This window comes from Yaniella halotolerans DSM 15476 (assembly GCF_000420805.1).
Taxonomy (GTDB): domain Bacteria; phylum Actinomycetota; class Actinomycetes; order Actinomycetales; family Micrococcaceae; genus Yaniella; species Yaniella halotolerans.
This window is the reverse complement of sequence record NZ_ATVQ01000004.1, coordinates 35,383-59,803: the sequence shown is the minus strand read 5'-3', so window position 1 is coordinate 59,803 and position 24,421 is coordinate 35,383. Positions and strand designations below refer to the sequence as shown.

The window sequence follows — 24,421 nt, the reverse complement described above, 5'->3', positions numbered from 1 at the left end:
CGATTATTCCTCGATATCCTGGAGGGATTCGAGGTCGCCGGCGCAGAGTGCTTCGGCGGTCATATCCTCCGGTGGGACCTCGGCATCGGTGAATCCAAACTCACCGATGATTTCGCCTAGCTCGTCATCAGACTTCAACTGCGCGAGGTGCTCGTTGTATTCATCAAGCGTCTCGGTGTCATCCTGACGGAACACGGTGGAGCCGGCGCCATATTGTTTTACGCCGTCGATCTCTTGAACGAATGGGTCAGTGACTTCAACGCCGTCTGCATCGCCGGCCATCTCGGTCAGTGAGATAGCGGTGAGCGCGAAGACATCGGCCCGGCCACCTTGGACCATTTCGATGCCTTCATCAGCACTGCCTACACCGTCGTAGTCCAGGCCCATGTCGGTGGAGTAGCCTGCTTCGATGCCGGCCGTGAGTGTTGCGAGCGTGATGTCCTCACCATTTTCTTGGGCTTCCAGGACATCGTCGAGGTCCTGGACATCATGGGGGTTGCCTTCTTCCACCAAGAGCGCGGTGGTGTACATGATTTCTGGTTCTGCAAAGGCGGCTTCTTCACAGCGCTCTGGGGTGATGGACATCCCCGCAGAGATGACATCAAAACGTTCTGCGTTCAGACCAGGAATCAAGTTGTCCCAGTCGACTAATTCTGCTTCGACTTCGTAACCCATGTCGCCGAAAATCCGTTCGGCCAGTGCCACAGTGGCACCTTCTGGGTCGCCGTCGTCGTTAAGATAGGAGTAGGGAACCTCGCCAGCGATGCCCACGGTGATCACATCACCGGATTCCCCGTTATCGGCGCCTTCGCCATTGTCGTCGCCACCGCAAGCGGTGAGGGCCAGCAGAGCTGTAGCTGACAGTGCAGCGACCTTACTTATTCTCGATGTGCTTCGAAGCATAAAAGATAACCATCCTTATGATGCACCGACCAACCACGATCCTGTGTCAGAGCAGCCACGCGGATGATTGTGGTGCATTATTCCTCGGTTGAGTGATTAAGAACACCTGCTCATCAGGATGTTGACCACCATAACGGGATGAGTGTGACTAGCTCAACAGTTCGAGGACTATTGTGATGGTGTTATGAAAACTTTATCGGCACCAAAGGGCGCTGAAATAGTTCTATCGGTGCGAAGTTGTGAACTGGTCCACGAGTTCGGCTTGACTATCACGAAGTGAGCGAGCATGCGGTGGGCGTTGCATTCCTTCAGCAATAGCCTCGGCCGGATCGTGTCCCAAACTCATGATGCGGTTGTTGCTGTCAACATGCACAACTTTGGGCTCATAGCTTGCGGCTTCGGCGTCGTTCATTTGGGCATAGGCGATGAGGATGACGAGATCGCCCGGATTGATCAAGTGCGCAGCTGCACCATTGATTCCCAGAACGCCAGAGTTTCGTTCACCAGCGATGGTGTAGGTTTCGAGGCGAGCTCCGTTGGTAATGTCCACGATCGACACCAATTCACCTGGCAGGATGCCGGCGGCATCCAAGAGGTCTTGATCCACAGTGACAGAACCGACGTAGTGTAGATCGGCTTCGGTTACTGTGGCACGGTGAATTTTGCCGTGGAACATGGTGCGCAACATAGATTCTGCCTCTCAGCGTGATAGAAAAATAGGTCGCCGGTTGGGTAGCCAAAGTATAAGGCTACCGTGATTATATTAATGTCGCAGAACCCAGCATTATTCCCACAGCGAGAACTCTGGGACGCAATCTGAAGATGCAGGCCGGTTACTGGATCCGATGGACGTGATCAGCCAGGGCTTCGACGTCTTCGTGTTGATGGGTCACAAGTACCACCGTATGGTCTTGCAACACTTTGGTCAGTAGCTGTCGAATGGCTGGGGCTGCTTCGACATCAAGCGCTGCTAAGGGTTCATCCAGTAAAACGAGCCGTGGGCCGGAAGCCAGCACTCGGGCAATCGCCACTCGTTGAGCTTGGCCACCGGAAAGTTGGGTTGGTTTTCGTTGACCATATCCCGAAAGGTCGACCCGTGCTAACCACTCTTCTGCCTGGGCTTTTCGCGCGGTGCGGCCGGTGATCCCTGCTCGATCCATGCCATACATGATGTTGTCGAGGACAGACATGTGGGGGAATAGGTGATGATCTTGCGAGAGGTAGCCAATTCTGCGGTGCCTGGCCGGCAGCCAGCTTTTTGGTTTTGCCAGTGGATCAGGGCAGTCAAAGAGAACGGTGTTTGCCAGGTGGGCGTAACCGGTATCTGGCATCAGCCAGCCGGCCAATGCCAGAAGAGTTGTAGTTTTTCCTGCGCCGTTGGGACCCACAAGGGCCAGCGTTTGCCCGGTCGGAACGCTGAATGCCAAATCAACGTTGCGCTCGCGAATGGTTACCTGAACGTTGAGGTTGGTGTTGGACGACGAGAATGTCATGACGCTACTGAGTCAGTGTTCTTGGTTGGGCGGAAGTACGCGACAGCGATGACAGCAATGGCCACCAGGATGAGGACCAAAGATAAGGCAACTGCGGCGTCAGGATCTGTTTCTCGGGCAAGGTATATTTCCAAGGGCATAGTCCGGGTCGTGCCCTGCAGAGACCCGGCGAAGGTAATGGTCGCCCCGAATTCACCGAGTGCGCGGGCAAACGTGAGTACCGTGCCAGAGATCAGACCGGGACGAAGCAATGGCAGTGTGATGGTGACAAACGTTCGCCACTTCGATGCGCCAAGGGACTGAGCCATACGTTCAAAATGTTGGCCCGAAGAACCGAGATGGGATTCCAAACTGGTGACCATGAATGGTAGGGAAACGAAAGTTTGAGCCATGACCACGGCTGCAGTCGTAAACGCGATATCTATCCCGAATGCAGATAATTGCTCACCCAGCAGCCCACTTCGACCAAAAGCCTCCGTCAGGATGATGCCCGCTACCACGGGTGGAATGACCAGCGGAACCAACACAATGGACCTTGTCAGGGTGCGGCCAGGAAAGTTAGTGCGTGCAAGCACAAGGGCCAGGGGGACCCCCAGGACGATGCATATCAGGGTTGCCGGGATCGCTGTGCGAAGCGACAACGCCAAGGCATCCAGAGCAGACGGGCTGGTGAGAAGATCCGGGAGGTCAGACCAGGTGATGTCAACGAGAAGTGCAATAAACGGCAGCACAAAGAACGTTGCTGCCAGCAGGGCCAGTGCCACCGCAACTCCGGGAACACCGACGGCCAGTTCGCGACGGCGCCGGGAGCGAGTTCTATCTTCCCTCGTCGTCACGAGTCGTCCGGATCCTGAGGGGCGGCGAAGCCAAGGTCTTGTAGGACGGCTTGGCCCGCATCGGATTGAACGTATTCGATGAATGCTGCAGCCGCTTCGCGATCTGAGGAGTTTGCCGTTTGGGCGATGGGGTAGTTATTCGGCTGATCTTGGGCGCCCTCGAGCTCGAAGGTGCTGACTTCGTCGGAAGCTAGTGCGGCATCGGTCGCGTAGACGAGTCCTGCGTCGGCTTGGCCTGAGCGAACTTTTCCGAGGACGTCTGAGACTTGCTGTTCTTCGGATACGGGGTTCAGCGTCGTTCCCGTGGCATCTGCGACTGACTGCGCTAATGCTCCGCAGGGGACCTGGGATGCGCACACAACCAGATTCACACCGTTGGCATTGGCGTCTTCGAGTGTGGCGATATTCGCAGGGTTATCGTCCGGCACAATGCCCACCAGTGTATTGGCTGCAAACAGTTCTCGCGTTGGGCGATCGATGAGCCCTGCCTGCTGGGCCATCTCCATGGTGGCTTCATCGGCGGTAGCCAAGATATCTGCGGGTGCGCCGGACTCTAGGTTCTGCAGCAGTGTGGAAGAACCGGCGTAATTGAATTCGATGCTGATGCGGGGGTGCTCAGCGGTGAAGCCTTCAGACATATCATCAAATGCCTGTTGCAGCGACGCGGCAGCAAAGACAGTCAACGAACGGTCTCTTGCAGAATCTGCGTTTCCGCCACCCGTTGCACCACTGCAACCGGTGAGAACCAGTGCGGTCACAGTCAGCAGAGTGGCAAAGCGGTGTCTCATGTTGCAAGCCCTGTCGTTTCAACCACCACGTTGGTGGCCTTGACCGTTGCAACGGCGGGGGACCCGACCTCTAAGCCCAACTCCTGCACGGCTTCAGTGGAGAGGAGTGACACGACCCGGAACGGTCCGCATTGCAGCTCGACTTGGGACATGATTTTGTCTGACGCTATTCTGGTGACGAGGCCGGTGAGTTTGTTCCTGGCTGAGGAGGTCAGTTCCCCGGGAACATTGTGGTGTCCTTTTGCTGCTGCACGAATCAAGTTTGCCACTTCGGCTCCCGAGACTACCTGTCGGCCACTGGCATCGCGGTGGGCTGACAGTTTTTCGTTGGCAATCCAGCGGCGAACGGAATCCTGTGAGACACCGAGATAATCGGCAGCCTCAGAAATACGTAAATACGCCATAAACTCGAAGTCTATGGCGTATTTACGTTGAAAGTAAAGGTTTTGCGCTGCGTTTAATCGTTATTGAGGAGATTCTGGATGCGCTCCACGCCCTCGATGAGTTCATCGAGACCCAGCGCATATGAGAGTCGCAAGTAGCCGGTCTTTCCGAAGGCTTCGCCCGGCACGACCGCCACCTGGGCTTTCTCGAGAATGACTTGTGCTAGCTCAGTCGAAGTGTCAACACGTTGTCCAGCAATTTCCTTGCCGATAGCTCGAGTCACGTCTACGTAGGCGTAGAACGCACCCTTTGGCGTTGGGCAATGGAAGCCGTCAATCTCGTTGAGCATCTTGACCATGGTTTTACGACGTTCGTCGAAGGCTTTGAGCATGTCGTTGACTGCATCCAACGGGCCAGACACGGCTGCTAGAGCAGCTTTCTGAGCAACGTTGTTTACGTTTGAAGTGGCGTGTGACTGCAGTGTTGAGGCGGCCTGAATGATATCCGCAGGGGCGATCATCCAGCCGACGCGCCAACCGGTCATAGCATAGGTTTTGGCTACGCCGTTGAGGATAACCGTCTGGTTGGCGAGTTCCGGCACGGCTTTAAGGATCGAGGTAAAGACCGCCTCGTCGTAGACCAGGTGTTCATAAATTTCATCGGTGATGACCCAGATGCCGTGTTCCAGGGCCCATTGACCAATGGCCGCAGTTTCTTCCGGCGTGTAGACCGCGCCGGTAGGGTTAGAGGGGGAGACAAAGACCAAAGCCTTGGTGCTTTCAGTCCGGGCCGCCTCAAGTTGCTCTACGGTGACCTTGTAGTCTGACTCTGCACCTGCAAAGACATCCACGGCAGTGCCGCCAGCCAACTTGATGGCTTCGGGGTAGGTCGTCCAGTAGGGGGCGGGTAGGAGAATCTCGTCGCCCGGATCAGTTAGCGCAGCGAATGTGTTGTACACGGCCTGTTTTCCGCCGTTGGTGACGATCACCTGGGATGCTTCAACGGATACGCCAGAATCGCGCAGCGTTTTATCGGCGATTGCCTGCCGCAGCTCAGGGAGGCCTGCGGCAGGTGTGTACCTGTGATTCGCGGGGTCGACCACGGCTTCTTGCGCCGCTTTGACGATATAGTCCGGCGTTGGGAAGTCAGGTTCGCCAGCGCCGAAGCCAATCACGGGCTCGCCTGCGGCCCGCAGCTGTTTTGCTTTCGCGGTAATAGCGAGAGTCGCTGATTCGGGAATGGATTGCAGACGGGCAGAAACGCGACGTGCGGGTTCAACCATGGGTGGCCTGAGCCTTTCGAGTTGGGGCGGACTGATGTGCAGCTCGCAAGCTTTTTCCTGAGGGTTATGATACTGCATCAGCCTGTGCGGCCTGCGGTCTATTGACGTATGCTGCCTGAGGTCCTGGCCTCACGGATCCGCCGGATTTGTCGAGGCGGCTTGCATTAGCTATGATAAGACTCTGGTGTAGGTCGCACACCGGATTTAGTGTGCGGTCACGACCTAGGGCAGTGGCGCAATTGGTAGCGCAACGGTCTCCAAAACCGTAGGTTGCAGGTTCGAGTCCTGTCTGCCCTGCGCATGAGGTTCGAAAGAATCGAAGAACCTATCAGCAAACCGTATGTAGCGAGGATTAGTGAGCAATACATCAGCATCCCAGAACGCTGAAAAGCGTGGGTTCATTGCTCGCATCATGATGTTCTTGCGTCAAGTCGTCGACGAGATGCGCAAGGTCGTTACCCCGACCCGGCAAGAACTGGTTAAAATGACTGGCACAGTCCTGGTCTTCGTGGTCATCATTATTGCGCTGGTGAGCCTGCTCGACTGGCTGTTCGGTATGGGTGCATCCTGGGTGTTCGGTAGTTCTGACGGCCTCTAAAAACTTCACATGCATCGCGGGGGACTTCCCGTTAGTGAAGATGTCAGTAAATACCCGTGATTGACCGTTGAGAAAGCAGGATACCTAGTGTCGGAGAACGAACTCGATCCAAATTTCGAAACCGAGGCTGAAGAAGTAGCCGCTTCGGTTGACGAGGCGAACGACGACGTCGCACAGGAAAAGCAGGAACCCGCTGAAGCCGCTGCTGACGTCGAAAATAGCGACGAGCAAGTAGACGATGAAGCTGATGCTGAAGCCGACGAGGTAGCCGTCAAAGACCCAGCTGACGTCGCAGAAGAAATCGCGGCCGAGGAAGATCTCGAAGCTGCATCTGCTGATACCGAAGCTCCGCAGGAACCTGCTGTAAAAGATCCTGAGCAAGTCGCAGACGAATTGCGCACTCGACTACGCCGTGCCCCTGGCGACTGGTATGTCGTTCACACGTACTCGGGTTACGAGCGTCGTGTCAAAGCGAACCTTGAAACTCGTAGTCAGACACTCGAGGTCGAAGATGACATCTACGAAATCGAAGTTCCGATGGAAGAAGTCGTCGAAATCAAAAACACAGTACGCAAGGTTATCAACCGTGTACGTGTGCCAGGCTATGTTCTGGTTCGGATGGACATGACTGAAGACGCTTGGGCCGCGGTACGCCACACACCAGGTGTTACAGGTTTTGTCGGCAACGCATATGATCCAGTGCCACTGACGCAGCAAGAAGTTTTCGATATGCTGGCACCGTCGCTCATGCAAGAAGCCGCGAAAGAAGCTGAGAAGGCTGGCGCACCACTCAAAGGTGAAGCCGCTGAAGAAGCTGCACCACAGGTATCGGTGGATTACCAGGTTGGCGACTCCGTCATCGTCAAGGAAGGCCCATTCGAATCCTTGCCAGCGACGATTTCTGAGGTCAAAGTCGAGTCTCGTCAGCTTGTCGTCCTTGTGACGATCTTCGAACGTGAAACTCCAGTGACGCTTGGCTTCCACGAAGTGTCCAAGGCAGAATAATCGCATAAAGACTTCATTGCAGGTCCGAAGGCTTTGTTTGGGCCTGTAATGTTCAGATCGCCGCGCCACGGTGATCGCCCCGTCACCCACGCTCCTGTGGTTGGCGTTATCCAAAGAAGAAAAGGACCCCAAAATGGCCCCAAAGAAAAAGGTCTCCGGTCTGATCAAACTCCAGATCGAAGCGGGTGCAGCATCACCTGCTCCACCAGTTGGCCCAGCACTTGGTCAGCACGGTGTCAACATGATGGAGTTCGTCAAGGCCTACAACGCCGAAACTGAATCCATGCGCGGAAACATCGTTCCGGTAGAAATTACCGTCTACGAAGACCGCTCATTTACCTTCATCACCAAAACCCCACCTGCATCACAGCTGATCAAAAAAGCAGCTGGCATTGCTAAAGGTTCTGGTACACCACACACCGTCAAAGTTGGCTCGATCACCACGGCTCAGGCAGCAGAAATTGCCGAAACCAAGATGCGTGACCTCAACGCCAATAACATCGACGCCGCAACCAAGATCGTTGCCGGAACTGCCCGCTCCATGGGCATCACCGTCGAAGACTAACTCACAACTTCTCAAATCCCCGTGGTAGGGCCGAGCGCGGCCCGACGACACCACAACTGCATAAGGAGAAAACGCAGATGGCAAAGCGCAGCAAAGCATATAAGGCAGCCGCGGCAAAGGTCGAAGACCGTCCGTACGCACCAGCCGAAGCAATTGCTCTAGCCCAAGAGATCAACCCGTCCTCCAAGGACACCACTGTAGAAGTCGCAATGCGTCTCTCGGTTGACCCACGTAAAGCCGACCAGATGGTTCGCGGAACCGCGAACCTGCCGCACGGAACCGGTAAAACCGCACGCGTAGTCGTTTTCGCAACTGGCGCTAACGCAGAAGCAGCTGTAGAAGCTGGCGCAGACTTCGTAGGTTCTGATGACCTGGTTGAACGTATTCAGGGTGGCTGGACTGACTTCGACGCCGCCGTTGCATCACCGGACATGATGGGCCAGGTTGGCCGCCTTGGTAAAATCCTTGGCCCACGTAACCTGATGCCAAACCCACGTACCGGCACCGTCACACCAAACGTTGCGCAGGCAGTCAAAGACATCAAGGGCGGCAAAATCGACTTCCGCGTCGACCGTCACTCGAACCTGCACTTCATCATCGGGAACACCAGCTTCACCGCTGAACAGCTCACCGAAAACTACGCAACCGCACTTGACGAAATCCTTCGTCTGAAACCATCCGCAGCCAAGGGCCGTTACATCACCAAAGCGAGTGTAACCACCACCTTCGGCCCCGGCGTGCAGATGGATCCAAACGTTACTCGCGTGCTTCCACAAGACGACGAGTAAACCGGTACCCAAGCATCTTGGGTTCTAAGGATTACAGCGGGCCAGGAAGAGTTTCTTCCTGGCCCGCTTTTTTGTGCGTGATTACTGCTGCGACGTCAGATTGCGCAGGGGCTTACTGCACGTTGAAAAAGACTCCGTCGCCAAACATGCTGGGCGACAGCAGAATATGACCATTGGCAACATCGTCCATCGGCACCTCAAATGCAAAATTCCCGGTCGTTGAAGCACCCTCGTAGAGCGTTTCAGAACGGTTAAAATAATCCGGAGCGATCACCATATTGGCCGTGCTGTCAAAAGAGTTGCCAGCAGACGATACAAATTCCACACGAACGCCACCAAGCGTGTCCCCAGATGCGTCGTCGCCGATATATGTCGCAGTGACATTGGCCAGAATGTAGCCGTGTCCTTCCGCAGGATCGTCATTGAGCGGATTCTCGGCCAAGACTGCATCGGTAGCGTTCAAATCGACACTATTTACCGTGACTTCCCAGTCAGATTCGGTGATTGTGGTTCCTAAATCCAGTGGATTACCCCGAGTTCCTTCTTCGCCGTCATCTGCAGCAGCATCCTCGTCGACGACGCTCTCTTCAACCTCACCGCCTTCAACGGGTGACTGGATTTCTACGTCCTCGTTGAAGGACTCATCGACGGCCGTAGCCACCACTGCGAAAAAGACGATGGCACCGATGATCGTGCCAACAATGGAAATGATCAGTGCCGCAATGCCTTGCCCACGTTTCTGGTGCTTCAGGAAGAGTGACACGATAGAGAGGATAAAAGCGACCGGCAAAAGGATCCAGCCGAGGATCAGTGCGCCCGGGATGACGGCAAAGATAGTACCAACAATGGCTGTGATCAGCGCGATCAGTCCCACGACATTTCGCGATTTCTTCTTCGGGGGAGGTGTCTGCTGTTGGGAGGGAGTGTAAGTGTCTGAACCGGTAGTCATAACAGCCTTTCTTGCAGATGTGAGTTCGAAAATATTGGACGCTTCTCACGTTACGAATAAGCCCTGACTTGCTATAGGGCGGTTCAGGTAGATTTTGATACCCGAATGGGTATGCTCGCTGCCCCAAAGGTGTGATCGCAGAAGCGATAAGGGCTGGATAGACTAAGTCATCATGACGAGAATGATTAAGCGCCGCATTTGGCCAGTGCTGCAGCAGATACTGGCCATAGCCCTGATGATGTTCACGGGTCTTCTCGTTGCGGTGTTGGCGACTATGAGCGCCCCAGAAAATTACACCGACTCCACGATGCAAGAGGTTAGTGACCTAGGGGCTTTACGGGCAGCAATGGGTTTTCTCTTGCTACTTTTTCTGCCTTGGTATCGGCACATTCCGTTGGTATTGATCATCCTCGGAGGCTTCTTCGCCGTAGTCGTGCAGGGCGACCCGTTTGTTCTGTCCGTTGGACTAACGGTCTGGATTGTGCGTGCACGTCATCGTTGGCAGTGGTTTATTGCGGGTGGGGGTTTCGCAGCGGTATTGCTCAACATGGGCTGGCATATCTTCGGTGTATTGCGTCAGGGTGCTGATGCACCGACAGCCGAAGCAATTCTCCTTGTTGTCATCCTGGGGTTTGCAGCTATCGGTTTGGTCTTATCCATTTCGTTGATGACTCGTCAGCGTCGAAGAATAGAGCAGGCGCATGCGGCAGTGGAGGCTGTTGAGCATGACCGAGCCGTTATCTCTTCAGAAATGACGCGCCAGACTGAGCGGGAGCATTTAGCACGCGAGGTCCATGACACCTTAGCCCAGCGGCTGACCGCATTGTCATTACAGACCGGACAAATGCAAAGATCCTTGGCCAGCAAAGGTCAAAGTGAGCTCTCCGCAGCCTTACAGGAAACGCAACAATATTCGGATCAAGCACTGCGGGATCTGCGAACCCTGGTGTCATCGTTACGAGCTCAAGGCGAACAAGAACCCGTGCTGCCTTCGGTTGCGCCAGAGGGGTTTCAGGACCTACGCACCTTATTAGACGATGCCACGCATCAAGGGCTCACGGTTCACCCGCAGGTCCTGTTGGATAGCTACGATTCGGCACCTGATGAACTGCAACGAGCAGTAGTACGAATCACTCAGGAAGCGTTAACCAATGTGATGCGCCATAGTACCGACAACACTGTGCACATCCGCATTGACGGCCAGCCAGGCCGCGGCATCGCATTAGAATTCACGAACCGTCGCAATCCCACTTCGGACTTCGCCGGTGGTAGTGGTACGGGATTGTTGGGCATCACCGAACGCGCCAGCCTGGTTGGTGGGACGGTGGAAGAAGAAATTTCAGAAGATAGGTTCCGGCTGAAGGTTCAACTCCCTTGGGCTGCGGGGCAACCAACCGACATTTAAGGGAGTGTCATCCGCGGTGCTAGGCTTTGCGTGTGCGCACGAGGGTATTGATAGTAGATGACGAGACGATGACGCTGCGGAATCTGGTGTCGATCGTTGACAGCGATGCATCATTGGAAGTCGTGGCAACCGCCCAAAGTGGCGTAGACGCCCTCCAGCAGATCCGAAAAACTCGTCCCGACGTCGTAGTCATGGACCTCTACCTCCCCGGGGCGTTTGATGGGGTCGAAGCGATCCGACGGATCCACACCCTCATGACTCCTCCCAGAGTCATTGCAGCAACAAGTTTTGATCTGGAATCCTATACCCGTGGAGCGCTTCAGGCCGGGGCCGCGGGATTCATCCTCAAAAACGATGCCGAGAAATATCTGATCCCGGCGATCCGGGCTGCCGCTGAGGGAGACGTAATAGTTTCTCCACAGACCACCAGCCGTCTCATAAAAAACTTCCTAAAGCCCACAACAACACCCCAGGTTCTGCAGGCACGGGAACGCATCGGGAGTTTGAGTCCTCGAGAACTGCAAGTCGCACTCCTGATTGGGCAGGGAAAGGCGTATAAACAGATTGCAACGGAACTAAATATTGCACCCGATACCGTCAAATCGACAGTAACCCGAGCATTGCAGAAATCGGGTGCTGACAACGGCGCACAGTTAGCGTACTTTGTGGGGCAAGCCCGGATGGACATCGACGATGCGCTCTAAAGGCTGTAGAGCAAAGCTCGCCAGTGTCATCGATTTGCAATTCAACGCCCGAACTCTATAAACTCATACCTACCGAAGACCGCCGGTCGTATTCATCTGTGCAAAATGGATGACACTGTAAAAGCTCATCATATGAGCGGCCCGCGCAGGTGAACATGAGAGCAATAGACAAACTGTGTCTTCTAAACAGTCAAGAATCTTTGCGCCCTGTGCACCTGCACGGGGCGTTTTTGTGTTTGAGCGGCCGGCATATCCACGAAGGAAGGAGTGCCATGGCGAATGCTGAAAAAACTGCAGCCGTGGAAGAGCTGACGGAACTGTTCCGCAACTCATCCTCGGCTGTAGTCACAGAATACCGTGGTCTCACCGTTGACGAGATCACGACCTTGCGTCGCGATCTGGGTGAGAACGCTACTTACGCCGTGGCGAAGAACACGCTGACTGCCATTGCGGCAGAAAAGGCTGGAGTTACTGCCCTTGAAGGCAAGCTCACCGGTCCTACCGCAATCGCCTTCGTCTCGGGTGAAACCGTAGACGTTGCTAAGGTTGTGCGTGATTTCGCCAAAGGCCACGACAAGTTGGTCATCAAGGGCGGCTACATGGATGGCCAGCCACTTGAAGAAGCTGACGTTATTCAACTGGCTGACCTCGAATCACGCGAGGTTCTGCTATCTCAGATGGCTGGTGCAATGAAGGGCTCCCTGTCCAAGGCTGCCGCTACGTTCCAGGCCCCAATCGAAAAGGCTGTTCGTCTCGCAGAAGCACTGCGCGAGAAACAAGAAGCTGCCTAACTCGTGGCACCCTGCGTGCCGGACCAAACAAACACACGACTTTTAAGGAGCCAATACCATGGCAAAAATGTCAACTGAAGAACTGTTGGATCAGTTCAAGGAACTGTCCCTGCTCGAGCTGTCCGAATTCATCAAGGCTTTTGAAGAAGAATTCGACGTAACCGCTGCAGCTCCAGTTGCAGTTGCCGCAGGCGCCCCAGCCGGTGGCGACGATGCAGGTGCTGAAGAAGAGCAGACCGAATTCGACGTTGTCCTCGAATCCGCTGGCGACGCCAAGATCGGTGTCATCAAGGAAGTACGCGCTCTGACCTCCCTCGGTCTGAAAGACGCAAAAGACCTCGTTGACGCCGCACCAAAGGCTGTCCTCGAAGGCGTCGACAAGGCTGCCGCAGACGCTGCCAAGGAAACTCTCGAAGGCGCAGGCGCTACCGTAACCCTGAAGTAAGCTTCAGCTCACTACGGTCAGCATCAGTCTTGATCTGATTTCAACTCGACCCCCGCTGTATATAAACAGCGGGGGTCGAGTGTTTTAAGCTGCAAACCGCAGTATCGTAATTGGTTTCACTCACGTTAAGCCAACAAAGCGTCCTTGTCATCTATTGGTCGCCGATTATTCACCTGTGGGTAGGCAACACCTCGGGCGCAGGTAATATCAGCGGCGTACAAATAGAGATACCAGCTGACTTTTAGACGAGGAACGGTTATGAAATGGGCCTTTGTCCGTCACGGACGCACCGAGTGGAACAAGAAACGACTCCTTCAAGGTCGTACCGATAACCCGCTCAGTGCTGAAGGCTACTTTGAATCCACGAAAGCTGCCCAGACTCTGCAACGGATGGGTCATTGGCACGCTATTTACTCGTCACCGCTCATGCGGTCTGTCCAAACCGCTCAACGGGCCGCCGAAATCCTCGATATTGTCCGGGTGCACGCCGTGGAGAACCTCGTTGAACGCGACTTCGGACCAGCCGAGGGTGTGCACCTTGGGGACTTCGACGAAGAAACACTCACCGAGCTCATGTGTGCAAAAGAATCTGACGAAGAAGTACAACAACGTGCGCTACATGCCTTTCGATACATCGCAGAACGACACCGCAGCCACAACGTCATTCTTGTGGGGCACGGAGCGCTCTTTCGCCTCGGACTATCAGCCGCCTTAGGGTATGACCATCCGCCAATTCTCAACGGCGATATCTGTGAGTACCCTGCCGAACGCTTCCGGGAACTCTAATAGGCGATGTCACATAAGTATCAACAGTCGACACCTAAAACTCGCAGGGCATTTAATGGTCATCTGAGAGCAGCCTTTTCCCGCTTATCCCCAACTGAGCAGCGCGTTGTAGAGGTGCTATTAGCCGACACGAACGGCATCGCGGAATCCAGTGCACTGGCTATCGCCCAACAAGCACGCACCTCGTCAGCCACCGTCGTGCGAACAGCACAAAAGCTCGGGTATGCCGGATATAACGCGCTTCGCAGCGACATCATTCGGTTCGGTATGCAAGAACCCATTGGAGATACAGTTGGCGACACGGCCCGCGACGATGCGGAGCAGGATATTATGCACCACGTGTTTTCGACGGCCATAACAGAGCTGCAGACCGCTTCAGATACCTTGGATAGGCAGCAGTTCTCTGATGCGGTAGAGGTCTTAGATGCTGCACGAAAGATCATGTTTATTGGTTCTGGTGAATCATCAATGCCCGCCCAAGAAGCTGCCTTGCGGTTTATGATGCACGGCCGAGATGCCATTGCCCCCACCGATGTGCTCCAACAACAGTTCGGATCACGCTTACTGACCTCACGAGATGCGCTGGTTGCCGTGAGCTATAGTGGCGCAAATAAGCACACCCTCGAAGCAGTCGAGGCAGCACGGATTTCCAGGGTGCCGGTTATTGGCATCACCAGCAACGCGCGCACACCACTGGCTGAACTGGCGGATATGTTGCTCGTTATGGCGTCACCGACTGCAGCGACGGAACCGCTGATAGGCCGTATAGCCCATTCATTGGTGCTCAATGGTCTCAACCATGCGGTCTCACTACAGGGCCAGCCCCAAGCCTTCGGCCCTTCAGAAGCGCTAGCTGATGTTTTTGCGCGCACACTCAAAACACCACAGGACGATATGTAGCGTCTCTCGCAGAAGTCTGTGAATAGTTGTTTGAGGTTTTACTCAAGATAGATACAGGTGACACCTAACGTTTACTTTGGTTCGTTGCAATGCAGGATGTAAGCAAATTACAGCCCTTTAGAAATCTTGTAACGAGGTGAGGTTTTGGCTTCACAGCCAACGGCCCAGGTGGTGCAGCTGCCGAATTTCCGCGCACTCCCAAACCAATCGACACCGAAAATTTTCCGTTCAGGTGCACTGTCTGAACTAGCCGCTTGTGGACAGGAAGAATTACGCAACCACGATATTGCTTGTGTTGTGGATCTTCGTGAACCATATGAAATCGCCGATGCGCCAGACTTCATTGATGAGCTCACGTATATCAACATACCCCTCTATCGTGGACAGGTGCCGCTTGCCGCCACGATTGACGATGTGTATCGGCTTTTGCTGATGGAGCGGGGAAACCAGATAGCTGCTGCAGTCCAAGCTATTTCCTATTATGCAGATCGTGGTGTTGTCGTCCATTGCAAAGCTGGAAAGGATCGAACCGGACTAGTTGTGGCGCTATTGATGGCTGCCGTTGGCGTTTCAACTGAGGTGATCACGGTCGACTACGAACAATCAGCTGCCAATCTTTCACAGGCGTATCGCCGTCAAATGACACGTCAACTCGAGACGCAACTTGTTGGGAATCCTACGGGACTCAAGACCGCGATGCAGCTGCACATGGCGTCCCCCGCAGCGGCACTGCAACGCGCGTTAGACCTGGTTGGGGCTGAGTTCGGAGCTGCGCAGCAGTATTTGGCTGCACATGGTGTGACTGCACCACAGTTGGCGGCACTCGCGACTCATTTTGGCGAGGGGAAGAACGTCTTATGACCGGTCACACTCGAATGCTCCAGATTACGGATCTGCATCTCACTACGAACAGCCATCTACTGTACGACCGGATCGACACGTGGCAGCGATTGTGTACCGCGCTATCGGCGGCCGATCACTTCAGCCCCGATGCCGTCTTGGTGACCGGCGATCTCTATAACAACGCAAGTTTAGCCAGTACAGAACTCGCCGTCCTGTTCGACAAAGCTAGCCACGAGTTAGCGTGTCCCGTTATCGCGCTACCGGGTAATCACGACGACTCGAAGATCGCGGCCTATGGATCCCGCCGCGCTGTGTCCTCTGGGCCAGAGTCTGGCGACCATGTCTATTTTATTGGCAACCTGCGCGTGGTTACGCTGAACACTCACGGCCAGAATACGCTGCAGGGGTATCTCACCGATAGCCAACTGGAATGGCTCAGCTCCATACTCCAAGCGGAGGCGTCGTTGGGCACCGTGCTAGCCATGCACCATCCACCGACACCAACTGCTCACGAGTTTCTCTCGAGCGTGGGACTTGCTGAACCGCAACGGCTCAACAGGGTGTTAAACGCGACCGATGTTCGGTTGATTGTCAGCGGACATCTGCATTTCCCCACTGCCTCGATGCTTGGAACCATCCCCGTCTGGGCCGGCCCGGCTCTGGCATACCAACAAAATGCGTACGCACCACACGGTACGTTGCAGGGCATCGATGCCCCCGGCATCAGTGTCCTGGACTTCTTCGCCGACACGCACGCCATCGTGCCGGTACCGCTCGAGGTCCCAACTGCACTGTTCAGCCGTCCACTACCCAACGAACCCGATATCACACAGCTCTCAGGAGAACACCATGAAACGTCTCACTAAAGCCACCCTGCCATTCGCGCTCCTCTCCGCTTTGGTCCTGGCCGGATGCTCCAGCGACACCTCTGACACAGCAAACGCCGAAGACACATCCGATGAACTCTCTGGCACAATCACGCTCTACACCTCCGAGCCGCAAGAAAAGATCGACGAAATTGTCGCAGACTTCACCAGCGAACACCCTGAGGTCACCGTAGAGACCTTCCGTGCTGGCACCGGCGAACTCACCGCAAGAATCGCAACAGAACAAGAAACCGGTGAAATTCAGGCAGACGTGCTGCTGGCCGCAGATGTTCCGACGTTTGAAGCCTATGTTGAAGACGACGTACTGGCCCCACTCGAAATTGACAACGCAGCAGAGGTCGACGACACCTATGTTGATCCCGAAGGGTACTGGGTTGGCACACGTGTTATTCCAACCGTCTTGGCCTATAACACCAACCTCATGGACGCGCCGCCCGAGTCATGGCAAGAACTGACCGATGACGAGTACCAGGCACAAATCTCCATGCCCAACCCCGACGTCTCCGGTGCTGCTGCATTCAACGCAGCCGTCTGGCTTGACGACGAGAACCTCGGCGAAGCATGGCTTAAAGAACTCATGGCCAATGATCCAACCATTCTCGAATCAAACGGTCCGGTCGGCCAAGCCGTCGCTGATGGCACTTCTGGAGTGGGTGTTGTTGTCGACTACCTCGCCCGGGAAATGAGTGAGCAAGGATCTCCAATTGATTTGGTCTACCCGTCAGACGGTGCACCATATGTATCGCAGCCGGCCGGCATCTTCTCAGCTAGTGAAAACCCTGAAGTTGCAAATGCCTTCGTCGACTACCTCATCTCAGAAGAAGGCCAAACCACTGCGGTGGAACAGTCGTACTTGCCTGTGCGCTCTGACGTTGGTGTGCCCGAAGGTGCCCCATCTATGGATGAACTCGAACTTTTGGACCCGGACCTGGACCGTATCGCTGATATCCAGTCTGAGTCAGTAGACCAATTCAACTCCCTTTTGGACTAACTCCTTATGCTTGACACCAAACCCGCACCCGGTCGTGTTGCGGTCAACGATGCGCAGCTGGCTATACCTGAGTCAATAGGTCTTGGTCCTAGGCAACGTTGGCGCCAGTGGATCGACGGTAAAGATGGTCTTCGCCTCCTGCGCATTGTAGTGGTGTTGGGGCTGATCGGTTTTGTCATCGTCCCCATTGTGGCGACCATCGTGATGGGATCTCGAGCCGATTTCGAATCGTTGCTGTCAGACCCGGCCGTACATGATGCGACTCGGAACTCGTTGGTCTCTTCAGCGGTTTCGGCGCTGGCGGCTACCGCACTGGGTGTCGGGTTCGCCGTCATTTTTGAACGCTTCCGTTTCCCAGGGCAAAACCTCTTGCGCTGGTTGCTGCTTATCCCATTTTTGATTCCACCGTTTATCGGGGCGATGTCTTGGATGGCACTGCTGGGGGTCAACGGTCCCGTCAACCAACTGTTGTCCCGGTTGGGTATAGAACAGACGTTCTCAATTTTCGGTGGGACCGGCGTGATCTTCTTATTGACCATCCATTCCTATCCGATTGCCTACTTGGTGATCTCAGCAGCAATCCGACAGGTGCCCGGAAACCTGGAAGAGGCCGCCCGGATAGCTGGTGCAAGCAACTGGACGGTTTTACGCACGGTTACCTTGCCACTGATCCGACCGGGGATGATGGCCGCATTTATGCTGACATTTGTTTCGAGTCTCTCAGATTTTGGCATTCCCGCGCTCATTGGTTTGCCGGAACGCTACACAACATTGACGACGCTAGTGTACCGGCAACTCTCCTCGCCATCGGCCACGAACCCGCTTCCAGAGGTGTCAGCCATCTCTATGGTGTTGATGGCGGTCGCCCTGGTGGCGATTCTGGCCCAGCGCGGTCGTGCCCACTCCACACAAATGACAGCGTCTGCTTCGGCAAGGCATTACCAAACCGGTGTGTTTGGTGCCATGGGCATGGTGGTTACCTGGCTGTGGGTCATAGTGGTATCCGCCCTGCCGCTGATGGCTCTGGCATCTCAGGCACTCTTACCGGCGCCCGGTGTTCCGCTCACGCTGGAAACCATCACGCTGGACAATATCGTCACTGCAGTGACCTCACCCACCGCCGTAATTGGTATCCAAAACTCGGTTATGTTGGCCGCCGGTGCCGCGGGCATTACCTCGATACTCGGTCTCGGTGTGGCGTTATTATTGGCTCGTTCCAAACACCCGATCAACCCGGGTATCGATGTCGTCGCCAATCTGCCACAAGCACTACCCGGCCTGGTGATAGCCGTCGGTTGGCTGCTGGTTGCTCCGGCGCTAGGAATTTTCAACACACCGGTGGTCATCTTGGTCGCCTATGTGATGGCGTTTCTTGCGTTGGTCGTGCAACAACTGCGCGGACCATTGGCCAGTGTCTCCGCTGCGCTGGAAGAAGCCGCGACCATTTCTGGAGCCTCCAGACTGCGGGCCATCATCGGTACCACCGGCAGGATTGTCGCACCGGTTGTCCTGACCGGTGCGATCATGGTCTTTCTGACCGCAGTGCGAGAACTGACTATCTCCATTCTGCTCGTGGCGCCCGGTTCGCAAACCCTCGGAGTGGCGATCTTTAACTTACAACAAGCTGGCAACTACAACGCGGCGTCCGCTTTGGCACTGATTGTAGCCATCGTGGGGATAGCTGGCCTCAGCATCACCGCAACCGTGACTTCGAAACGACAAGGAAACTAACTATGGCCAAGCTCCAACTCACCGATGTCCACCATGTATACCCGAATGGCTATCGCGGACTGAAGGATATCAACTTGAGTGTCGAACCCGGCGAGTTCATCACCTTGGTTGGCCCCTCTGGTTCAGGAAAAACAACACTCTTACGTACCATTGCCGGATTTCTCCAGCCCAGCCACGGCAGCGTGGATATCGGTGCCATCCGGGTGGCGGACGAGAAGTCGTGGGTGGAGCCTGAACGGCGCGATTTGGGCATGGTGTTTCAAGAACATGCAGTCTGGCCACACCTGACGGTCTTGCAGAACGTGGCCTATCCGCTTCAACGGCAACGCCTAGCCAAAGCCGCAATCGTTTCGCAGGTGACTGCCGTTTTGGAAGAGGTTGGGCTAGCTGCCCTCGCCAAGCAGAAGCCCGCCGCACTCTCTGGCGGCCAACGCCAGCGCGTTGCGCTTGCTCGAGCGATTGTCTCCAAGCCCCAGGTACTACTGTTAGATGAAGCGCTATCCGCGCTTGATGAACCGTTGCGTGCCAGGTTGCGGCAACAACTGCGGCGGCTCACCCAGGATGAAGGTCTTACGACCGTCCACGTGACACACGACCGTACTGAGGCGTTGGCGCTCGCAGACCGCGTGATTGTGCTCAATGGCGGCAGGATTATTCAAGATGCTCCACCTTCGGAGATTCTTGCCAATCCGGCAAATTCTTTTGTTGCCGCATTCATGTCGGATGCTGCAGTGCTGCAAGGGTCCTGGGCAGCAGGGCGATTCTATCCCGACAACAAAAACTTTCAGGTTCCTGACGACGTCGTTGTCGCACGCCCTGAAGGACAGACTTCGGCTATTCGTTGCCTTGCTACTGTGGCACCGGAAGATATCCGTTTGGAGACGTTCCACGGCAACGCGCCATCCGATGCGACCATTGGAACAGTGACCTCGGTATTGGCTGGTAGATTTGGCACCGAAATTTCGGTCGACTGGGATGGGGGAACATTCGACGTCTATGCACCCATTGGGGGAGTCGTCCCTAAAATCTCGGACCGGGTGGTCATCCATATCGAACGGATGCATGTGTTCCAAGATGCTGAGCTGACGCCGCACGCAGCGTACGCCTAGAAGTTAATGCCAGCATCGATCGCATCTTGATACGTATCCAAGTCGGCCACGGCGGCGGTTGGCACATCCACTATCCGGTACTGAGTGGTTCGTAGCGCTTGCATCAGGCCCGCATTGACCACTGGCTTGGCAAAGATCTGTTCAGCAACCGGTCGCGGCACATACGATAACAGCGGTTGGGGTCGACCGGCAGCCTGCGCTATGGCCACTTTGGCAGGGGTTGCAGCATCGTGATGGTCGAAAAGGTACGGGAGCCCCTGGGTAATACGCGGCATATCGGCACCAAGGAGCAGAACGCCTTCGGAATCGATGGCTGGGCCGAACCGTTCGGTAAAGTATTGCAGCCCCGTATACACGCCCATATAGGGGCCTGATCGTGGCGGTTCTTCATAAACCGTGGCGATCTCCCCGGTTGGCAGAGACTCGGGCCCCACGACCACGATACGTTGGGTTGTGACACGAGTAGCAGCGGCTTCAAGGACGTGGGTGAGTACGGGTTTGCCCTGAAACACTAAAAGGGGTTTATCAACGGTGGGTACTGGGCTGGAGGCGTGGAGCCGCGACGAAGCGCCACCGGCCAGGACAATGGCGAACAGGGTTGGGTCTTCAGCGGAGGCCACAAGCTAACCGCCGATGGCGCTCATGCTGCGTTCTGGTTGCACAAACCCAGGCATGCCGAGACCAGTTTTGGTTTGACCGTGGGCTTTGGGTTTATGCCACATAGCCTGGCGCCATGCATCGGCGATTGCCTCATCTGAGGAGCCATCACGCAAGAGGTCCATCAGGTCGGTCTCAGTATGCGAGAACAAGCATGATCGAATCTTGGCATCTGCGGTAATGCGAGTACGCGTGCAATCAGCGCAGAAGGGCTCGGTTACTGAAGCGATAATGCCAACGGTCCCTAGTACTTCATTGGTTGTCGGGTCGCTGACGTTGAATCGTTCGGCTGGTGCAGAACCGCGCTCTTCCTCATGCGGACTGAGTGTATACGTCTGCGATATTTGATCGCGGATTTCAGCTGCGGTGACCATATTGGCCCGCTTCCAGCTCTGGTCGGCGTCCAAGGGCATCTGTTCGATAAAGCGGAGCTTGTACCCGTGTTTAAATGTCCAGGTCAACAGCTCGGTGGCTTCCTGATCATTAATGCCGCGAAGGAGTACGGCATTGATTTTGATCGGGTCCAAGCCTGCTGCTTTGGCAGCATGCAGCCCGGAGAGCACTTTGGTCAGTCGATCACGGCGGGTGATTTTGGCGAACGTTTCGGGGCACACGGTATCCAATGAGACGTTAATCCGCGATAGTCCTGCCTCTACGAGCGCGTCGATTTTGCGTTCGAGGTTAATGCCGTTGGTTGTTAGCGATAAATCCACTTCCGGGTGCAGAGCGTGGACGCCGCCGATGATATCGACGAGATCAGCGCGAACTAGCGGTTCCCCGCCAGTGAATCGAATTTCGTCGACCCCCAGGAGCCTGACGGCAATATCTGCAAGCCGAATCGCCTCGTGAGCGGCGATCATGTCGTCCTTTTTCATCCAGTCCAGGCCTTCGGCTGGCATGCAGTATTGACACCGCAGATTGCACTTGTCGATTAACGACATACGAAGATCTGTGGCGGTACGGCCAAATTGATCGATCAAGCCTGACAATGAATGCTCCTTGCCAGCGCAACGGCTCTAGCGGTTGCGTGGAATGTTGGGGCGAGTACGGTGTGATTGGAATTATAGTTAGTCTAGACGCTCTGATATGTGGATGAAAGGGACCGATGGACCAGCAACTCAGCCACGTCCGCGCCGATGGTTCGGCGCATATGGTAGATGTGACGACAAAAGGTACCACCTCAAGAACTTCTCGAGCCCAGGCTATTGTGCGTACTCGCAGTGATGTTATTGAAATGATCATGGAAGCCGACCTGCCGAAAGGCGATGCCCTGCCGGTCGCGCGGGTGGCTGGGATTATGGCCGCGAAGAAAACCTGGGAAACCATTCCGCTGTGCCACCCCATTCCGCTGGGTAAAATCACCGTCGACTTTGCATCCGATGTTGCCGAAGGAACGCTTCGGGTGACGACGCTGGTCAAGACCGTGGGCGTGACCGGTGTAGAAATGGAAGCTCTCTCCGCGGCTTCGACTGCGGCGTTGACCGTCTACGACATGATCAAAGCCGTCGACGCGCAAGCGGTGATCTCCGAACTCAAAGTCTTGGAAAAAACTGGCGGCAAATCCGGGGACTGGTCGGCTGAAACAAGTGGAGAGTCTGCATGAGTATCTCCTCGGCAGATTATGCCACAAGGTTGGCTCGACTCCTGGCCGATACGATCGGTCAGCTTCCGGTCATCACGGTGCCACTGACGCAGGCTGTCGGACGGCAGCTAGCCGCAAATGTGGTCACCCAATACCCATCGCCCCGATTCGATAACTCACAAATGGACGGCTATGGCGTCGGTTACGCCAACCTAGCCGGTGGACGCTTCCGAGTGGGCCCCGATGTGCCCGCGGGTACTGATCCAGCCACGATCTACCACTACGGCGTCAATGGCTATGGTCATGACACTGCGGTTCCCATCATGACCGGGGCAAAAATTCCTGACGACGTCGTAGCGATCATCCCGGTCGAGCAGGCTGAACCTGCTAAGTTCGTGCAGGTTGGCGACTATGTGCAGTTACCGGCGGTGGAAGTCGGCCGATTCATCCGCCGTACTGGCAGCGATATGCGCGCAGGTACGCGACTGGCCAGCGAAGGGACAGTCATCGACGCGGCACTTGTCGCTACGGCGGCTTCCCAGGGGATTGCCGAACTTCCGGTGCGGGCCCGGCCACGGATCGCAGTGATCGCTGGCGGTGACGAAGTCGTAAGCAGTACGAATCCAGCTGTTGCGAAGATCTTTGACGCGAACACCCCGTTGATCCGCAGTCTGGCTCAGACCCATGACGTCGACATCGTGGCCACCGGTGCCACGACCGATGATCTGCGTGACTTCCGCAGTGTCCTAGATGGCATGATTCGTGACCATCAACCAGATCTCATCGTGACCTCCGGTGGAATTTCCGAAGGTAAATATGAGGTCGTACGACAAATGCTAGAACGCCTCGATGGCTCCTGGGTCGGTAAAGTCGCCCAACAACCCGGTGGACCACAAGGTTACGGAATCTATGGTTCCACGCCGATCATTGCGGTACCGGGCAATCCCATCTCAACCTTGGTGTCGATGCGCATGCTGGTGCTGCCCGCGCTCTGGCAAGCCTTCAAAGCTGGGAACAAACTCGTCCAAGTTCAAGCGCGACTCAATACCTCTGTTACCGGTATCCAGGGCAAAACCCAATACCGTCGAGGCGTCGTTGGTCTACACGGATCCGAAGTGGTTGCCCAGCTGCAAGGTGCAGCCGGATCGCACTTATTGGCCCAAGCCGTTGGAGCCAACGCACTGCTGGAAATTCCACCCATGGCACGCTTGCAACCGGGCCAGATCGTGACAGCTCATCTCTTCGCTGACACGAAGTGGGACGCGCCAGTTGAGCCAATCCCTGCCGTAACGTCACAGCCGCACAAGCCCCAGGTGGCAGAGAGCAAGCGCGATGAAGATCACCGAGCTCTGGTCATTATTGCCTCGACTCGTGCCGCTGCCGGGATCTATGAAGACGACGCCGGACCACAACTTGTCAAATGGTTGCAAGCCAGGGGCTACGCTACACAGCAAGCGCTTGTCGTGGCCGACCACGACTTAGCAGCCACCATGGAACACGTCATCGCCGGGGACTACGGACCGATGCCAGACGTGTTAATCACCAGCGGCGGAACCGGCGTTTCACCCACCGACCAAACGGTGGAGGTCATCAGTAAGTATCTGGAGCAGACCATGCCAAATGTCATGACCTCGGTGCTGCTAGAAGGTCTCAAAACCACGCCCCATGCGGCGCTTTCGCGCGGGATCGCGGGGCTAATCGGCACGACATTTGTCGCAACGTTACCCGGATCATCTGGGGGAGTGGCCGATGGAATCAGCGTCCTGGACGAACTGATCGACCACATTGTGGAGCAAATTCGTGGCGAAGACCACAGACGCTGAGCGATCTTTGTCATAGGCGCCTGAAAGTACTGGACAAATTGAGATGCGTCAAGCTAAACTGATTCTTTGCGTATCCCTGACTCCAGGTCGTTTTGGTGTCCTCGACTTCGCGGTCGAGTGACTCCATCTCCACAGGATCATACACAAGACCGGTTGACCTTCATATAGCGGTGGGT

Annotated in this window: 27 protein-coding genes and 1 tRNA gene; 18 read left to right on the top strand and 10 right to left on the bottom strand. The window is 55.5% G+C overall.

Features of this window, described 5'->3' with window-relative positions:
- Positions 1-3 precede the first annotated feature (3 nt).
- From G583_RS15875 to G583_RS0111960, 7 genes are all read right to left on the bottom strand, one after another.
- The gene (locus G583_RS15875) at positions 4-903 is read right to left on the bottom strand and encodes a transporter substrate-binding domain-containing protein (RefSeq protein WP_022871423.1); all 900 of its coding nucleotides are present in this window, start codon (positions 901-903) and stop codon (positions 4-6) included.
- A gap of 223 nt (positions 904-1,126) precedes the next feature.
- The gene (panD, locus tag G583_RS0111985) at positions 1,127-1,591 is read right to left on the bottom strand and encodes an aspartate 1-decarboxylase (protein ID WP_022871422.1); all 465 of its coding nucleotides are present in this window, start codon (positions 1,589-1,591) and stop codon (positions 1,127-1,129) included.
- 145 nt (positions 1,592-1,736) lie between these two features.
- A complete protein-coding gene (locus G583_RS0111980) occupies positions 1,737-2,396 on the bottom strand; it encodes a sulfate/molybdate ABC transporter ATP-binding protein (RefSeq protein ID WP_022871421.1) in 660 nt (219 codons plus the stop codon).
- Complete coding sequence (locus tag G583_RS15870) at positions 2,393-3,232, bottom strand: ABC transporter permease (RefSeq protein WP_022871420.1); 840 nt, start codon at positions 3,230-3,232, stop codon at positions 2,393-2,395. Before G583_RS15870 ends, G583_RS0111980 begins: the two co-directional genes overlap by 4 nt.
- Positions 3,229-3,990 (bottom strand): molybdate ABC transporter substrate-binding protein, encoded by a 762-nt coding sequence (gene modA, locus G583_RS0111970; protein WP_211210764.1) that lies wholly within the window; start codon positions 3,988-3,990, stop codon positions 3,229-3,231. The genes G583_RS15870 and modA overlap by 4 nt, the downstream gene beginning before the upstream one ends.
- A gap of 26 nt (positions 3,991-4,016) precedes the next feature.
- Positions 4,017-4,424: a TOBE domain-containing protein gene (locus G583_RS0111965; protein WP_022871418.1), complete on the bottom strand. Its 408-nt coding sequence runs from the start codon at positions 4,422-4,424 to the stop codon at positions 4,017-4,019.
- A 53-nt stretch (positions 4,425-4,477) separates the two neighbouring features.
- Entirely contained in the window at positions 4,478-5,686 is a 1,209-nt protein-coding gene (locus G583_RS0111960) for a pyridoxal phosphate-dependent aminotransferase (protein ID WP_022871417.1), read from the bottom strand.
- A gap of 224 nt (positions 5,687-5,910) precedes the next feature.
- Here G583_RS0111960 and G583_RS0111955 point away from each other — a divergent pair.
- From G583_RS0111955 to rplA, 5 genes are all read left to right on the top strand, one after another.
- Positions 5,911-5,983: transfer RNA gene (locus G583_RS0111955), tRNA-Trp, on the top strand.
- A 115-nt stretch (positions 5,984-6,098) separates the two neighbouring features.
- Positions 6,099-6,284 carry a preprotein translocase subunit SecE gene (gene secE, locus G583_RS0111950; RefSeq protein ID WP_245540636.1) on the top strand — a complete coding sequence of 62 codons (186 nt, stop codon included), beginning with the start codon at positions 6,099-6,101 and terminating at the stop codon, positions 6,282-6,284.
- A gap of 87 nt (positions 6,285-6,371) precedes the next feature.
- Positions 6,372-7,289, top strand: a complete 918-nt coding sequence (nusG, locus tag G583_RS0111945) for a transcription termination/antitermination protein NusG (protein ID WP_022871415.1) — start codon at positions 6,372-6,374, stop codon at positions 7,287-7,289.
- A 133-nt stretch (positions 7,290-7,422) separates the two neighbouring features.
- Positions 7,423-7,854, top strand: a complete 432-nt coding sequence (gene rplK / locus G583_RS0111940) for a 50S ribosomal protein L11 (protein ID WP_022871414.1) — start codon at positions 7,423-7,425, stop codon at positions 7,852-7,854.
- 77 nt (positions 7,855-7,931) lie between these two features.
- On the top strand, positions 7,932-8,642 hold the full coding sequence (gene rplA, locus G583_RS0111935) for a 50S ribosomal protein L1 (RefSeq protein WP_022871413.1): 711 nt from the start codon (positions 7,932-7,934) through the stop codon (positions 8,640-8,642).
- Positions 8,643-8,754: 112 nt separating this feature from the next.
- On the opposite strand, the gene G583_RS0111930 is transcribed toward rplA, so the two are convergent.
- Positions 8,755-9,591 (bottom strand): DUF308 domain-containing protein, encoded by an 837-nt coding sequence (locus tag G583_RS0111930; RefSeq protein ID WP_022871412.1) that lies wholly within the window; start codon positions 9,589-9,591, stop codon positions 8,755-8,757.
- A gap of 172 nt (positions 9,592-9,763) precedes the next feature.
- Between G583_RS0111930 and G583_RS0111925 the strand changes: the two genes are divergently transcribed.
- The 11 genes from G583_RS0111925 (at position 9,764) to G583_RS0111875 (ending at position 20,183) form a co-directional block, all read left to right on the top strand.
- Positions 9,764-10,996 carry a sensor histidine kinase gene (locus G583_RS0111925; protein WP_084677384.1) on the top strand — a complete coding sequence of 411 codons (1,233 nt, stop codon included), beginning with the start codon at positions 9,764-9,766 and terminating at the stop codon, positions 10,994-10,996.
- A 32-nt stretch (positions 10,997-11,028) separates the two neighbouring features.
- On the top strand, positions 11,029-11,700 hold the full coding sequence (locus G583_RS0111920) for a response regulator transcription factor (protein WP_022871410.1): 672 nt from the start codon (positions 11,029-11,031) through the stop codon (positions 11,698-11,700).
- 272 nt (positions 11,701-11,972) lie between these two features.
- The gene (gene rplJ, locus G583_RS0111915) at positions 11,973-12,491 is read left to right on the top strand and encodes a 50S ribosomal protein L10 (RefSeq protein ID WP_022871409.1); all 519 of its coding nucleotides are present in this window, start codon (positions 11,973-11,975) and stop codon (positions 12,489-12,491) included.
- Positions 12,492-12,549: 58 nt separating this feature from the next.
- Positions 12,550-12,936, top strand: a complete 387-nt coding sequence (gene rplL, locus G583_RS0111910; RefSeq protein ID WP_022871408.1) for a 50S ribosomal protein L7/L12 — start codon at positions 12,550-12,552, stop codon at positions 12,934-12,936.
- A gap of 258 nt (positions 12,937-13,194) precedes the next feature.
- Positions 13,195-13,722 (top strand): histidine phosphatase family protein, encoded by a 528-nt coding sequence (locus G583_RS15865; protein WP_022871407.1) that lies wholly within the window; start codon positions 13,195-13,197, stop codon positions 13,720-13,722.
- A 6-nt stretch (positions 13,723-13,728) separates the two neighbouring features.
- Positions 13,729-14,622 (top strand): MurR/RpiR family transcriptional regulator, encoded by an 894-nt coding sequence (locus G583_RS15860; protein WP_022871406.1) that lies wholly within the window; start codon positions 13,729-13,731, stop codon positions 14,620-14,622.
- Positions 14,623-14,766: 144 nt separating this feature from the next.
- A complete protein-coding gene (locus G583_RS0111895) occupies positions 14,767-15,483 on the top strand; it encodes a tyrosine-protein phosphatase (protein WP_022871405.1) in 717 nt (238 codons plus the stop codon).
- Positions 15,480-16,331 (top strand): metallophosphoesterase, encoded by an 852-nt coding sequence (locus G583_RS15855; protein WP_022871404.1) that lies wholly within the window; start codon positions 15,480-15,482, stop codon positions 16,329-16,331. The genes G583_RS0111895 and G583_RS15855 overlap by 4 nt, the downstream gene beginning before the upstream one ends.
- Positions 16,315-17,343, top strand: coding sequence for an ABC transporter substrate-binding protein (locus tag G583_RS0111885; RefSeq protein ID WP_022871403.1), 1,029 nt, complete (start codon positions 16,315-16,317; stop codon positions 17,341-17,343). Before G583_RS15855 ends, G583_RS0111885 begins: the two co-directional genes overlap by 17 nt.
- A gap of 6 nt (positions 17,344-17,349) precedes the next feature.
- Positions 17,350-19,074 (top strand): ABC transporter permease, encoded by a 1,725-nt coding sequence (locus G583_RS0111880; RefSeq protein WP_022871402.1) that lies wholly within the window; start codon positions 17,350-17,352, stop codon positions 19,072-19,074.
- Between the two features lie 2 nt (positions 19,075-19,076).
- A complete protein-coding gene (locus G583_RS0111875; protein WP_022871401.1) occupies positions 19,077-20,183 on the top strand; it encodes an ABC transporter ATP-binding protein in 1,107 nt (368 codons plus the stop codon).
- Here the strand turns inward: G583_RS0111875 and mobA are convergent.
- Positions 20,180-20,803, bottom strand: coding sequence for a molybdenum cofactor guanylyltransferase (gene mobA, locus G583_RS16460; RefSeq protein WP_022871400.1), 624 nt, complete (start codon positions 20,801-20,803; stop codon positions 20,180-20,182). The two genes, G583_RS0111875 and mobA, sit on opposite strands and share 4 nt — an antisense overlap.
- A 3-nt stretch (positions 20,804-20,806) precedes the next feature.
- On the bottom strand, positions 20,807-21,829 hold the full coding sequence (gene moaA / locus G583_RS0111865; RefSeq protein WP_022871399.1) for a GTP 3',8-cyclase MoaA: 1,023 nt from the start codon (positions 21,827-21,829) through the stop codon (positions 20,807-20,809).
- A 116-nt stretch (positions 21,830-21,945) separates the two neighbouring features.
- Between moaA and moaC the strand changes: the two genes are divergently transcribed.
- The gene (gene moaC, locus G583_RS0111860) at positions 21,946-22,443 is read left to right on the top strand and encodes a cyclic pyranopterin monophosphate synthase MoaC (RefSeq protein WP_022871398.1); all 498 of its coding nucleotides are present in this window, start codon (positions 21,946-21,948) and stop codon (positions 22,441-22,443) included.
- Positions 22,440-24,245: a molybdopterin-binding protein gene (locus G583_RS16455; protein ID WP_022871397.1), complete on the top strand. Its 1,806-nt coding sequence runs from the start codon at positions 22,440-22,442 to the stop codon at positions 24,243-24,245. The genes moaC and G583_RS16455 overlap by 4 nt, the downstream gene beginning before the upstream one ends.
- The last annotated feature ends 176 nt before the right edge of the window (positions 24,246-24,421 follow it).

Coding starts and splice junctions, on each gene's coding strand:
- rplA (WP_022871413.1), top strand. CDS start 7,932: ATGGCAAAGCGCAGCAAAGCATATAAGGCAGCCGCGGCAAAGGTCGAA.
- rplL (WP_022871408.1), top strand. CDS start 12,550: ATGGCAAAAATGTCAACTGAAGAACTGTTGGATCAGTTCAAGGAACTG.
- rplK (WP_022871414.1), top strand. CDS start 7,423: ATGGCCCCAAAGAAAAAGGTCTCCGGTCTGATCAAACTCCAGATCGAA.
- rplJ (WP_022871409.1), top strand. CDS start 11,973: ATGGCGAATGCTGAAAAAACTGCAGCCGTGGAAGAGCTGACGGAACTG.
- G583_RS0111875 (WP_022871401.1), top strand. CDS start 19,077: ATGGCCAAGCTCCAACTCACCGATGTCCACCATGTATACCCGAATGGC.
- G583_RS15860 (WP_022871406.1), top strand. CDS start 13,729: ATGTCACATAAGTATCAACAGTCGACACCTAAAACTCGCAGGGCATTT.
- secE (WP_245540636.1), top strand. CDS start 6,099: ATGATGTTCTTGCGTCAAGTCGTCGACGAGATGCGCAAGGTCGTTACC.
- G583_RS0111880 (WP_022871402.1), top strand. CDS start 17,350: ATGCTTGACACCAAACCCGCACCCGGTCGTGTTGCGGTCAACGATGCG.
- moaC (WP_022871398.1), top strand. CDS start 21,946: ATGGACCAGCAACTCAGCCACGTCCGCGCCGATGGTTCGGCGCATATG.
- panD (WP_022871422.1), bottom strand. CDS start 1,591: ATGTTGCGCACCATGTTCCACGGCAAAATTCACCGTGCCACAGTAACC.
- G583_RS0111980 (WP_022871421.1), bottom strand. CDS start 2,396: ATGACATTCTCGTCGTCCAACACCAACCTCAACGTTCAGGTAACCATT.
- G583_RS15865 (WP_022871407.1), top strand. CDS start 13,195: ATGAAATGGGCCTTTGTCCGTCACGGACGCACCGAGTGGAACAAGAAA.
- G583_RS0111930 (WP_022871412.1), bottom strand. CDS start 9,591: ATGACTACCGGTTCAGACACTTACACTCCCTCCCAACAGCAGACACCT.
- G583_RS15855 (WP_022871404.1), top strand. CDS start 15,480: ATGACCGGTCACACTCGAATGCTCCAGATTACGGATCTGCATCTCACT.
- G583_RS0111965 (WP_022871418.1), bottom strand. CDS start 4,424: ATGGCGTATTTACGTATTTCTGAGGCTGCCGATTATCTCGGTGTCTCA.
- G583_RS0111925 (WP_084677384.1), top strand. CDS start 9,764: ATGACGAGAATGATTAAGCGCCGCATTTGGCCAGTGCTGCAGCAGATA.
- G583_RS0111960 (WP_022871417.1), bottom strand. CDS start 5,686: ATGGTTGAACCCGCACGTCGCGTTTCTGCCCGTCTGCAATCCATTCCC.
- G583_RS15875 (WP_022871423.1), bottom strand. CDS start 903: ATGCTTCGAAGCACATCGAGAATAAGTAAGGTCGCTGCACTGTCAGCT.
- G583_RS0111885 (WP_022871403.1), top strand. CDS start 16,315: ATGAAACGTCTCACTAAAGCCACCCTGCCATTCGCGCTCCTCTCCGCT.
- G583_RS16455 (WP_022871397.1), top strand. CDS start 22,440: ATGAGTATCTCCTCGGCAGATTATGCCACAAGGTTGGCTCGACTCCTG.